This window comes from Streptomyces sp. NBC_01384 (assembly GCF_045040035.1).
GTDB lineage: Bacteria > Actinomycetota > Actinomycetes > Streptomycetales > Streptomycetaceae > Streptomyces.
Genome location: NZ_CP109559.1, coordinates 5,943,122 through 5,955,804, shown reverse-complemented (window position 1 = coordinate 5,955,804; position 12,683 = coordinate 5,943,122). Strand labels below are relative to the sequence as shown.

Annotated in this window: 7 protein-coding genes; 2 read left to right on the top strand and 5 right to left on the bottom strand. The window is 68.9% G+C overall.

What is annotated here, in order from left to right; all coding sequences use genetic code 11:
- Positions 1-35: 35 nt before the first annotated feature.
- Positions 36-728, bottom strand: a complete 693-nt coding sequence (locus OG747_RS27420; protein WP_405882058.1) for a TetR/AcrR family transcriptional regulator — start codon at positions 726-728, stop codon at positions 36-38.
- A 158-nt stretch (positions 729-886) separates the two neighbouring features.
- On the opposite strand from OG747_RS27420, the gene OG747_RS27415 reads away from it, so the two are divergent.
- The gene (locus OG747_RS27415) at positions 887-1,798 is read left to right on the top strand and encodes an ABC transporter permease (protein ID WP_405882057.1); all 912 of its coding nucleotides are present in this window, start codon (positions 887-889) and stop codon (positions 1,796-1,798) included.
- Position 1,799: 1 nt separating this feature from the next.
- Positions 1,800-2,624: an ABC transporter ATP-binding protein gene (locus OG747_RS27410; protein ID WP_405885696.1), complete on the top strand. Its 825-nt coding sequence runs from the start codon at positions 1,800-1,802 to the stop codon at positions 2,622-2,624.
- Between the two features lie 123 nt (positions 2,625-2,747).
- Here OG747_RS27410 and OG747_RS27405 read toward each other — a convergent pair whose 3' ends face one another.
- The 4 genes from OG747_RS27405 to OG747_RS27390 all read right to left on the bottom strand — a co-directional run bounded on the left by OG747_RS27405 (position 2,748) and on the right by OG747_RS27390 (position 12,527).
- Complete coding sequence (locus OG747_RS27405; RefSeq protein WP_405882056.1) at positions 2,748-3,899, bottom strand: glycosyltransferase; 1,152 nt, start codon at positions 3,897-3,899, stop codon at positions 2,748-2,750.
- The gene (locus OG747_RS27400; protein ID WP_405882055.1) at positions 3,896-6,814 is read right to left on the bottom strand and encodes a CDP-glycerol glycerophosphotransferase family protein; all 2,919 of its coding nucleotides are present in this window, start codon (positions 6,812-6,814) and stop codon (positions 3,896-3,898) included. The genes OG747_RS27405 and OG747_RS27400 overlap by 4 nt, the downstream gene beginning before the upstream one ends.
- A gap of 123 nt (positions 6,815-6,937) precedes the next feature.
- Entirely contained in the window at positions 6,938-7,444 is a 507-nt protein-coding gene (locus tag OG747_RS27395) for a GtrA family protein (RefSeq protein ID WP_405882054.1), read from the bottom strand.
- A 142-nt stretch (positions 7,445-7,586) separates the two neighbouring features.
- Positions 7,587-12,527, bottom strand: a complete 4,941-nt coding sequence (locus OG747_RS27390) for an NAD-glutamate dehydrogenase (protein ID WP_405882053.1) — start codon at positions 12,525-12,527, stop codon at positions 7,587-7,589.
- Between the last annotated feature and the right edge of the window lie 156 nt (positions 12,528-12,683).

The window sequence follows — 12,683 nt, the reverse complement described above, 5'->3', positions numbered from 1 at the left end:
TGACAGGTGCCTGAACCCGCCTCGGACAGATGCCCTCACAAGGCCCGGAGCGCCGCCGCCGTAGCCCGGGCCAGGCTCACCAGATACCCCTTCGGCAGCTTGGGCCCGCGGACCACCACCGCCCGCCAGTACAGCGGCCCCGACATGAGATCGAGCGCGAGTTCCTGGTCGATCCCCTCGCGCACCTCGCCCCGCGCGGCCGCCGCCGCCACGATCCCGCTCGCCACCCCCTGCTGGCCTTCCCTCAGCGCCTTCTGCATGGCCTCGGCGATATCGGGGTTGCGGGCCGCCTCGGCCTGGAGGTCCGGGATGATCTGGCCGGCCACGGGGTGCCGCAGCGCGCGGGACGTGAGCTCGTACAGCAGACGCAGGTCGCCTTCGAGGGAGCCCGTGTCGGGGGCGGGCAGTCCCTGGATCGCGATGGCGGAGACCAGGTCGAGGACCAGGTGAAGTTTCGAACGCCACCGCCGGTAGACCGCCGTCTTGCCGACGCCCGCGCGGCGCGCGATGCCCTCGATGGACATCCGGGCGTAGCCGACGGCCGCGAGTTCCTCGAAGACGGCGGCCCGGATCGCCTCGGTCACGTCCTCCCGCAACACGGCCGCGCCCGCCGGGGCCCTACGACGCGGGGCCTTCCCGGCGGCACTCCCCGCAGCACTCCCCACGGCACTCTCCGCACTCGCGGCGGCACTGGTGGTGTCGGCGTTCGTCGTCATGCGCTCCAGCATAGGCCGTTACGACGATACGGTTGCGTTCCGACGTCAAGAAGCTCTAGTCTCGCGTTGCGACGATACGGTCCCGTCCCGACCTAAGAAGCTGGCAAAGGCGCAGCAAGAAACGGTAAAGACGGCCCGCGCATCCCACCCCCCGAGCGAAAGCAGCGGATGTGAGCCAGGTCCTCCACACACCGCCGACGTCGGTTCCCCCCACCGACGACCCCGCGGCGCTCGCCGCCCATTACGGCCTCACCGTCAGCGGCGCCCGCCCGACCCTGCCCGAGTACGTCCGCCAGCTCTGGGCACGACGCCACTTCATCACCGCCTTCGCCACCGCCAAGCTCACGGCCCAGTACAGCGAGGCGAAGCTCGGCCAGGTCTGGCAGGTCATGAACCCGCTGCTGAACGCGGCGGTCTACTACTTCATCTTCGGTGTGCTGCTCGGCACCAAGCGCGGCGTGCCGGACTTCGTCCCGTTCCTGGTCACCGGCGTCTTCATCTGGACCTTCACCCAGAGCTCGATCATGGCGGGCACCCGGGCGATCTCCGGCAGCCTCGGCCTGGTCCGCGCCCTGCACTTCCCGCGGGCCGCGCTGCCGGTGTCGTACGCCATCCAGCAGCTCCAGCAGCTGCTGTTCTCGATGGCCGCGCTGGTCGTCATCCTGCTCTGCTTCGGCGTCCCCGTCAGCGCCTCGTGGCTGCTCGTCGTGCCCATCCTGGTGCTGCAGTTCGCCTTCAACGCGGGTGCGGCGATGATCATGGCGCGGATGGGCGCCAAGACGCCGGACATCGCGCAGCTCATGCCGTTCGTGCTGCGCACCTGGATGTACGTCTCCGGTGTCATGTGGAGCATCGCCTCGACGCTCAAGCACAGCCACATGCCGCACTGGGCGATGGTCGCGCTGGAGAGCAACCCGGCCGCCGTCTACATCGACCTGATGCGCTACGCGCTGATCAACAGCTTCCACGCCCACCAGTTGCCGCACCACGTGTGGGCGCTGGCGATCGGCTGGGCCCTGCTCGCCGGGGTCGGCGGCTTCATCTACTTCTGGAAGGCCGAGGAGACGTACGGACGTGGCTGACATGGCTGACACCCTCACGCAGGACGCCCGGCCCCAGGGCGCGGCCGGTGCCGCCGACGCGCTCATCCCCACCGTCATCGCCGACCACGTGGACATCATCTACCGGGTCAACGGCACCGGTGCGGGCCGCGGCTCCGCCACCGCCGCGCTCAACCGCATGCTGCGGCGCAAGCAGGCCGAGAAGGCCGCGGGCGTCCGCACGGTGCACGCCGTCAAGAACGTGTCCTTCACCGCCTACCGCGGCGAGGCCATCGGACTGATCGGCACCAACGGCTCGGGCAAGTCCACCCTGCTCAAGGCGGTCGCCGGCCTCCTCCCCGTGGAGAACGGCAAGATCTACACCGACGGCCAGCCGTCGCTGCTCGGCGTCAACGCGGCCCTGATGAGCGACCTCACGGGTGAGCGGAACGTATACCTCGGCGGGCTCGCCATGGGCATGTCCCGCGAGCAGGTCAGGGAGCGCTACCAGGAGATCGTCGACTTCTCCGGCATCAACGAGAAGGGCGACTTCATCACCCTCCCGATGCGGACGTACTCCTCCGGGATGGCGGCGCGGCTGCGGTTCTCCATCGCGGCGGCCAAGGATCACGACGTGCTGATGATCGACGAGGCCCTGGCCACCGGGGACCGCTCCTTCCAGAAGCGCTCCGAGGAGCGGATCCGGGAGCTGCGCAAGCACGCGGGCACCGTGTTCCTGGTGAGCCACAACAACAACTCGATCCGGGACACGTGTGATCGGGTGCTGTGGCTGGAGCGCGGGGTGCTGCGCCTGGACGGGCCCACGGAGGATGTACTCAAGGAGTACGAGAAGTTCACGGGGAAGTAGGCGGGACGAAGTAGGGGGCGCGGGGAACTGCGCGATCTCGGCCGCGGGTTGACCGTGGCTGGTCGCGCCTATGCGGCGGAGCCGCACAGGTCACAGCCCCGCGCCCCTTCGGGGCGCCTCAGCTCACCTCTCCAGGAAGGCGAACAGGTCCTCCCACCTGCGTACGATCTCGTCCGTCGTGTAGCGCTGGATGTTGACGCGGGCCGCCTCGCCCATGCGGTCCCGTAGGTCCTTGTCGGACATCAGGGTGTCGAGGCGGCGGGCCAGTTCGGCGGTGTTGCCGAGGGTGGCCAGGAGGCCGTCCTCGCCGTCGCGGACGATCTCGTGGACGCCGGGTGCGCAATCGAAGGCGGCGCACGGCAGGGCGGTCGCCATGGCCTCCATGAGGGCGAGGGGGAAGCCCTCGCCTCGGGAGGACAGGACGAAGACGGAGCCGCCGCGCAGGGCGCCGGGTACGTCGCTGGTGCGGCCCATCCACTCGACGGAGTCGTCGAGGCCCAGGGCGGTGCACTGCTTCTTGAGCATCTCCTCGTCCTCGCCGGAGCCGAAGATCCGCAAGGTCCAGTCGGGATGGCGGGGCGCCACCTCGGCCCAGGTGTCGAGGAGCATGTCGATGCCCTTCTGGTCCGAGAGCCGGCCGATGCTGACGACGACGTTCTCCGTGCGCGGCGAGGGCACCTCGGGCATGAAGGGGATCGGGTTCGGCATGAAGGACGCGTTGTCGAGGCCCTGGCGGATCCACAGGTCGGCGTCCTCGCGGGTGAGCGCGAGCATCCGGTCGACGTCCTTGTAGTGCTTCTCCACCCGCCCGAAGCGCGAGGTCGCCTTCGAGTACGCGAAGGACTCGTGGCTCATGCCGATGACGGTCAGGCCGGTGGTGTCGGCCAGTTCCACCCACTCCATCGCCCACACCTGGGTGACGATCACGACGGCGCCGGGGCGCGCGGCCCGGAAGAGCCGGGTCAGCTTGGCGGCCTGTTCGCGCATGCCCGCGGCCCGTTCGGCGCGCAGCTTGCGCTCGGCCACGTTGAGCCGCCCCTTGATGCCGCGCGCGGAGCCGACGCGCGGCGGATGGACGTCGTACAGCGTCGTGGTGGGGTACGAGAGCTCGCCGAGCTCCTGGACGACCGCGGGCTCGGTGATGCCGATGACATGGACGCGGTGGCCGCGCTCGGTGAACAGGCGGGCCATCTGGTGCGACCAGCTGGTCACCCCGCCCAGTTCGTCGACGCTGTTGGAGACGAAGAAGATGTCCCGCTCACTGTTCGCGGTCACGCGCGCCTCCACTGGGAGAAGAACTGGTCGACGATGCTCTGCGCGGCGTTCCCCTGGTCGAACTCGCTGAAGTCGGCGACGAACCGCTCGCGCGGGGCCGCGTACTTCACCTTCTGCTCCTCCAGCGAGTCGAGGACGGCGTGCAGTTCGTCCTCGGTGCGGACGACCGGGCCGGGGGCTCTCTCCAGCAGGTCGAAGTAGGTACCGCGGCCCTCGTGCACGTACTCGTCGTAGTCGTAGGCGAAGAAGAACATCGGGCGGTCGAGGAGGGAGTAGTCGAACATCACGGATGAGTAGTCGGTGATCAGGCCGTCGGCGAGCGCCAGCAGCGGGGTCATGTCGTGGTGGTTGGTCACGTCGATGATCCGGCCGCGCACGGAGGGCGGCAGCACGACGTGGTTGAGATAGTGCGAGCGGACCAGGAGGACATAGCGGTCGCCGAAGGTGTCGGCGAAGCGCTCCACGTCGAAGGGCAGCTCGAACCGCCGCTTGCCGCCGCGCTGGCGGAAGGTCGGGGCGTACAACAGGATCTGCTTGTCCTCCGGGATGCCCAGCTCGGCGGCCAGCGGACCGCGTTCACGGCGTCCGGTGGCCTCCTCCTGCTGCTTGGCCTGGACGAGCGCGTCGTTGCGCGGGTAGCCCACCCGCAGCAGCGTCCGCTCCTGGAGCCGGAACGCCCGCGCGAGGGTGTGCACATCGTGCTCGGAGCGGATGAGGAACCGGTCGAAGCGGTCGAGGGTGCGCTGTTGCTCGGCCTGCTCCTCGCGGGACTTCAGCTTCCACTCCGGCTCGTCGAAGCCCATCCGTTTGAGCGCCGAGCCGTGCCAGGTCTGGATGTACGTCGTCTCGGGCCGCTTGGCGACCTTCAGCGGGTAGCTCTGGTTGTCGACCCAGTACTCGGCCTGCGCGAGCGCCTTGAGGTAGGGCAGTGACCAGCGGCGGACGAGCGTGGCGTCGGACGGGAAACCCTGGGGGTCCTCCGCGTAGGCCCAGACGGCCTCGAACTGAATGCCCTGGCGGCGCATCTCCTCGTAGATGGCCTTGGGGCTGTCGCTGTACTGCCGGCCCAGGTGGCTCTCGAAGACGACGAGGCCCTTCTTGACGGGCAGGCGGCTGAACAGGTCGTGGTAGACGCGGAGCTTGGTGTCGCCGGAGGCGAGTTCCTTGCGCAGCGCCTTGGCCTTGCGGTAGCCGGTCTTGGCGAGCCGCCCGGTCGGGCCCTGCACACCGCGCTGGACCAGGTCGTTGGCCTTCTTGTCCGGGACGAGCCGGAAGGAGAGGTGGCCGCGGGAGGAGACCTCGGGCTCGATGCGGTCGGCGACCAGCCGGGTCAGGCGGGGCCGCACGGGCAGGTGCCCCTGGGCCAGCTCGGGTTCGGAGGCCGTGAGCCGGGTCGTGGTGCGGACCGTCCGGGCGCCTTCGCCCTCACCGGCGACGGAGAGGTGGAGGCGTACGTCCCACACCTCGTCCACGATGCCCAGCGGGCGCAGGCCCTTGGCGAGGTCGGCCGAGGTCTCCCAGGCGATGGCCTCGCCCTCGTGCCGCACGGTGGCCACGGGGAAGCGGAAGGTCTGGAAGCGCACGCCCGGACGGCGGGCGTAGAACTCCAGCTGCGCGGAGAGCCGGGCCTCGGGCTGGATCACGCCGAGCGGGTTGGTGATGCGCCCGGCCAGCCGGACGGTGCCGTCGCTCTCCGCGTACCCGGTCAGCGCGTTGCGCAGGAACATCTTCTCGACCGGCTTGGCGTGGTAGCCGAGCTCGGTGACGTCCAGGACATGCCGGCCGAAGGGGTCGTCCTCGAGGTGCTCGGCGCACCAGTACACGCGGCCGTCGCGCTCGACGAGCGGCGAGGAGATCTTGTCGCGGTTGCTGAGCGTGTCCACGGCGGGCAGCAGGTTATCCCAGTCGCTCTCGTGGAGGAGGTAGGCGCAGATGGCGTGGATCGGCTCGATCTCGTCGAAGGCGGCCCGGTCGATCGACTCCAGGTAGGCGCGCGCGATCTCCGCGAACTCCTGCCGGTAGCCCTCGTCACGGAACGGCAGCTCGCGCAGATGCAGCACCAGGTCGTGCTTGAGCCACTTGACGTCCTTGGCGAACTTCAGCTCCAGCAGGCCGTGGTCGGCGAGGAGCTGGTCGACCCGGCGGTGGATCTCCATGCGGTGCGTGAAGTTGGCGATCTCGTCACGCCGGTTACTGATGGACTTAGTGGACGAATTCGCCGGTTTGTCCACGATCCGCCAGTCGTACACCCGGTTGGGGATGAGGGTGATGCGGCGGGCGGCCACGTAGGCCTGCGCGGAGAACAGCAGGTCTTCGTAGTGGATCCCGACCGGGAACTGAAGGCCCTCGTCGAGCAGGAACTGCCTGCGGTAGCACTTGTTCGTCGACAGCGTGTCGAAGACCAGCAGGTCGGGCAGTTCGGAGATGGACTCCAGGGTGCGGGTGCGCTCGTACAGCCAGGGGTACCACTTGACCTCCTTGCCGTTGCGCGAGTCGACGTGCACGCGCACGCACATACCGGAGACGAGGTCGGCGCCGGTGGACTCGGCGGCCTCCAGCATGTTGCGGCAGGCGTTGCGCTCCAGGACGTCGTCGCTGTCGAGGAAGAGGACGTAGTCGCCGCGGGCCTGCTGGATGCCGTGGTTGCGGGGGGCGCCGCAGCCGCCGCTGTTCTCCGGCAGCCGGAAGGCGCGTACGCGATCGGGGTGCTCGGCCGCGAGCCGCTGGGCCACCTCGTACGAGCCGTCCGTGCTCCGGTCGTCGACGATGACGACCTCCGCGCTCCGCAGCGTCTGGTCGAGGACGGAGCGCACGGCCGTGGGCAGCCGGGACGCGTCGTTGTAGACGATCACGACCACGGACACGGCGGGCACGACTGCTGTTTCTGCCGGCGGGCGGCGGTGATCCACGTTCATCCTATTGATGCTAGACATTCCTGATGGTTCCACCTAGGCGATCTACTCCGTTTGTGTACCACTCAGTTTGTGTACCACTCAAGTAGATGCCGATCGCCCGGAAAGGGTTGTACTGGCTGCCGTCTAGCGACCGTGCTTCGTCTGTTCGAACACCCATGTCCGGTACACCAGGAAGCGGAAGGCCGAGGCCAGCACGATCGACACCGCCTTGGCGAGGTTGGAGCCGAGCGGGCTGTTCATGCCCAGGCCGTGGTAGCCGACGTAGAACAGCGCGCTCTCCATGATGACGCCGATGCCGCTGAAGACAAAGAACAGGGCGATCTGGCGCCGGGTGCGCGAGGCCCGGTCGCGGTAGGCGAAGAAGCGGAAGCCGAGGTAGTTGCTGCCCATGGCGACGCAGCTGGCGATGACCGTGGCCGCCATCGGGGCCCACTTCAGGCCGTGCAGGAGGAGGTTGAAGACCAGGAAGTTGACCGCGACGCCGCTGCCGCCGACGGCCCCGAACTTCACCACTTCGAGGACGATCCGCCGGGTCCGTTCGATCACCCCGGGAGGGGTGGCGGCGGGTGCGGGCTGGGTCGGCGCGGGGGCCTGATGGTCCACAAGGGCCCGCCCCTCGGAGAGGTTCACAGTCACAATTGTCCCTTTTATCAGCAATAGGTAAATTCCAGGTCAGGTTTTCCCGAGAAATCGACAAGAGCGAGGCAAGAAAAGCGCCCCGAGCCGTTTGAAACTCGGGGCGCTTCCACCGGCGAATGAGCGAACGTATGACCTACGAATGCGTGCGCAGCAGCGTCCGCATCGTGCGCATCGCCACCGACAGGTTCGCCAGGTCGAACGAATCCGAGGTCTGGATCTCCTCCAGGGTGGTGCGGGCGCGGCCGAGGATCGCGGCGTTCTTCTCCTCCCAGGCCTTGAAGCGCTGCTCGGGGGTCGAGGTGCCGTTGCCGACGGCCAGGACGTCCGCGGTGAGCGCCGCGTGGGCCGCGTACAGATCCTCGCGGATCGAGGCGCGGGCCATGGACTGCCAGCGGTCGGCGCGCGGCAGCTCGATGATGCGGTCCATGAGCTGGGTGATGTTCAGACGGTCGGCGAGGTCGTAGTAGACCTCGGCGACGGCCATCGGGTTCTTGCCCACGCGGTCGGCCACCGCGACGATGTCCAGCGTCGGGAAGGCCGAGGAGAACCCGGCCACCCGCGTGGCGAGCTCCTCCGGGACGCCGGCGCCCGTCAGCTCCTCGAAGATCTGCTGGTACCACTCCAGGTCCGCGCCGCGCAGCAGCTTGGGCAGCTCGCCCCAGACCTGCGCGACCCCCTCCCGGAAGAAGGAGATGTTCTCGGCGAGCTGGAGCGGCTGCGGCCGGTTGTTGAGCAGCCAGCGCGTACCGCGCTCGACGAGCCGGCGCGAGTGCAGCCGGATCCGGGTCTGGACGGCCGCGTCGACGACATTGTCGAGCCCCTCCACCGCGTCCCACACCTTGCCCGACTCGAAGATCGCACGGGCCGCGGTCTGCGCCCGGACGATCTCCTCCAGCGACGCGCCGGTCTCCTCGCGCAGACGGTGCAGGAAGCTCGTACCGCCCGTGTTGACCGTGTCGTTGACCAGGACGGTCGTCACGATCTCACGGCGCAGCGCGTGCGCTTCGATCTGCTCGCGGAACTTCTCGCGCAGCGCGGTCGGGAAGTACGCGAACAGCAGGCTCTGCAGATACGAGTCGTCGGGCAGCGAGGTGGCGAGCAGCTCGTCGGAGACCGTGATCTTCGTGTACGCGAGGAGCACGGCCGTCTCCGGACCGGTCAGGCCCTGCCCGGAGTTGAGCCGCTCGCGGATCTGCCGCTCGGTGGGCAGGAACTCCAGCGCCCGGTCGAGGTGGCCCTCCCTGACCAGGAAGCGCAGGAAGCGCTGCTGGGCGTGGAGCATGCTCGGGGACTGGGCGAGCGCGTTGGCGATCGCCACGTTCTGCGCGTAGTTGTTGCGCAGGACCAGGGCGCCGACCTCGTCGGTCATCTCGGCGAGCAGCTTGTTGCGCTGTTTGACCGTCAGATCGCCGTTGGTCACCACCGCGTTGAGCAGGATCTTGATGTTCACCTCGTGGTCGGAGGTGTCCACGCCCGCGCTGTTGTCGATGGCGTCCGTGTTGATCTTGCCGCCGTGCTGCCCGAACTCGATCCGGCCGAGCTGGGTCAGACCCAGGTTGCCGCCCTCGCCGACGACCTTCGCGCGCAGGGCGGCGCCGTCCACGCGGATCGCGTCGTTGGCCTTGTCGCCGACGTCCGCGTGCGACTCGGTGGACGCCTTGACGTACGTACCGATGCCGCCGTTCCACAGCAGGTCGACCGGTGCCCGCAGGATCGCCTTCATCAGGTCGGCCGGGGTCATCTTGGTGACGCCCGGTTCGATGCCGAGGGCCTCGCGGACGTGCGTGTTGACCGGGATCGCCTTGGCGGTGCGCGGGAAGACGCCACCGCCGGACGAGATCAGCTCGGCGTCGTAGTCGGCCCAGGACGAGCGCGGCAGCTCGAAGAGACGGCGGCGCTCGGCGTACGAGGTCTCCGCGTCCGGGGTCGGGTCGATGAAGATGTGCCGGTGGTCGAAGGCGGCGACGAGCCGGATGTGCTCGGAGAGCAGCATCCCGTTGCCGAACACGTCACCGGACATGTCACCCACACCCACGACCGTGAAGTCCTCGGTCTGGGTGTTGACGCCCAGCTCCCGGAAGTGCCGCTTCACGGACTCCCAGGCACCGCGCGCGGTGATGCCCATCTTCTTGTGGTCGTACCCGGCGGAGCCGCCGGAGGCGAAGGCGTCCCCGAGCCAGAAGTTGTAGCTCTCGGCGACCTCGTTGGCGATGTCCGAGAAGGTCGCGGTGCCCTTGTCGGCGGCGACGACGAGGTAGGTGTCGTCCCCGTCGTGCCGGACCACGTCGGCGGGCGGCACGACGTCACCGGCGACCATGTTGTCGGTGATGTCGAGCAGCGCCGAGATGAAGGTCCGGTAGCTGCGGATGCCCTCCGCGAGCCAGGCGTCACGGTCCACCGACGGGTCGGGCAGCTGCTTGGCGACGAAGCCGCCCTTGGCTCCGACGGGCACGATGACGGTGTTCTTCACCATCTGCGCCTTGACCAGGCCAAGGATCTCCGTCCGGAAGTCCTCACGCCGGTCGGACCAGCGCAGCCCGCCGCGCGCGACCTTGCCGAACCGCAGGTGCACGCCCTCCACCTTCGGCGAGTACACCCAGATCTCGTACGCCGGTCGCGGCGCCGGCAGGTCCGGGATGGCCTGCGGGTCGAACTTCATGGAGATGTACTCGTGCGGCTTGGCGCCCATCGCCTCCTGGAAGAAGTTGGTGCGCAGGGTCGCCTTGATGAGGGTGAGGAAGGAGCGCAGGATCCGGTCCTCGTCCAGGCTGGCCACCTGGTCGAGGGCGGCGTCCAGCTCCTCCTTCAGGGCGTCGGTCAGCTCGACACCGGCGTGCTGGCGCTCCGGCGACATCCGCGCCTCGAAGAGGGAGATCAGCAGCCGGGTGGTGTGGACGTTGTTGCGGAGGGTGTTCTCCATGTAGTCCTGGCTGAAGGTGGAACCGGCCTGGCGCAGGTACTTCGCGTACGCGCGCAGCACCATCGCCTGCCGCCAGCTCAGCCCGGCACTCAGCACGAGGGCGTTGAAGCCGTCGATCTCGGCCTGGCCGGTCCAGGTGGCGGCGAAGGCCTCCTGGAAGCGCTCGCGGCCGTCGTCACCGAGGTAGTCCCCGTTGCCGTTCAGGGACTTGGGCAGGCGCAGCCCGAAGTCGTAGATCCAGGCCGTCGTACGGTCCGAGCAGCGCAGCTCGTACGGGCGCTCGTCGGTGACCTCGACGCCCATGCGGTTGAGGGCCGGCAGGACCGCCGAGAGCGAGACCTGCTCGCCGGTGCGGTAGATCTTGAAGCGGCGCTCGCCGGGGCCCGCGTTCACCGGCTCGTAGAGGCTGAGCGCGAAGTCCTTGCTCGGGTCGCGGGTGAGCTTCTCCAGGTGGACCAGGTCGGCCACGGCGGCGCGCGGGGTGTGGTCGGCCTTGTAGCCCTCGGGGAAGGCGCCGGCGTAGCGGCGCAGCAGCTCGGCCGCGCGCTCCTCGCCGCACTCGGCGTTCAGCGCCTCGGCGAAGGCGTCCGCCCAGGAGCGGGCGGCCTCGAGGAGCCGGGCCTCGATGCGCTCCTTGTCCGCTTCGCTGAGCTGCGGCAGCTCGGTGCCCTGCGGGACGCGGACCACGAAGTGCAGCCGGGAGAGGATCGACTCGGTGTTCCAGGCGGTGAAGTCGACGCTGGTGCCGTTCAGTTCCTCCTTCAGGATGTCGATGATCCTGAGGCGTACGCCGGTGGTGTAGCGGTCGCGCGGGAGGTAGACAAGGGCCGAGTAGTAACGGCCGTACTCGTCCTGGCGCAGGTAGAGCCGCAGCCGACGGCGTTCCTGGAGGTAGAGGACGCTGGTGACGATGGAGCGCAGCTCGTCGGCGGGCGTCTGGAAGAGCTCGTCGCGGGGGTAGGTCTCCAGGATCTGCAGCAGGTCGCGGCCGTCGTGGCTGTTGGGCGAGAAGCCCGCGCCCTTGAGGACCTCCTCGACCTTGCGGCGGACCACGGGCACGCGCCGCACGGACTCGGTGTACGCGGCCGAGGAGAACAGCCCCAGGAAGCGCCGCTCACCGACGACATTGCCCTCGGCGTCGAACTTCTTCACGCCGATGTAGTCGAGGTAGGACGGCCGGTGCACGGTGGCGCGGCTGTTGGCCTTGGTGAGGACGAGCAGCTTGTGCTCACGGGCCTTGGCGCGGGCGTCGGCGGGCAGCCGCTCGAAGGACGGGCTGACCGGGTGGCTCTCGTTGCCGGCGTGGTGCGGGTCGGAGCGCAGGATGCCGAGCCCGGTGCCGGGCACGGCGGCCAGCGAGTCGTCGTCGCGCAGCTGGTACTCCCGGTACCCCAGGAAGGTGAAGTGGTCGTCCGCGAGCCAGCGCAGCAGCTCACGGGCCTCCTCGACCTCCTGGTCGCGCAGGTCGTCGGCGGTCGGCTCCTTGGGGAGCTCCTCCGCCATGCGCATCGCCGCGTCGCGCATCTTCTCCCAGTCCTCGACGGCCTCGCGGACGTCGGACAGGACGCGCAGCAGATCGGCGGTGATCTGCTTCAGGTCGGCGCGGTCGGTCTCGCGGTCGATCTCGACGTGGATCCAGGACTCGGCGTGCGCGTCGTGCGCCAGTTCCTCGGCGGCGGGCCGGTCGGGCAGTACCTCGATGAGCTCGCCGGTCAGATCACGCCGTACGACGAACTGCGGGTGGATGACGACGTGGATGCCGCGCCCCTGCCGGGACAGCTCATTGGTGACCGAGTCGACGAGGAAGGGCATGTCGTCGGTCACGACCTCCACGACGGAGTGGCTGCACGTCCAGCCGTTCTCCTCGACGGTGGGCGTGTGCACCCGGACGTTGGCCTTGCCCTGGGGGCGATTCTCGGCCAGTCGGTAGTGCGAGAAAGCGGCTCCGAAGACATCGACCGGATCGCGGTCGGCCAGGTCCTCCGGGGCGGTGTGCAGGTAGTAGCGCTGGAGGAACGCGAGCACGGTGTCCCTGTCAGGGGTGCCCTCGCCCGTCGTCCCAGTCGGTAGGTGCCCCCCGACCGGGCTGTTCTCAGCTACCCGGGCAGCCCTCTCGAGCAGCTCGGCCTTGGCTTCGTCCAGCTTGGTCTGCATTGTCCTCTGGCTCCTGTCGCGCGCCGTTGCGTGACGTAGAAGGAAGTACGGTCTCTTCTCCGACGTAACGCCGTGACGCGGGGTGTCCGGTCTGGTCCGACGCTATGCGGCATGGAGAGATGAGCGGGGGTGTATCGGCCATTTTCGGCGCCCACG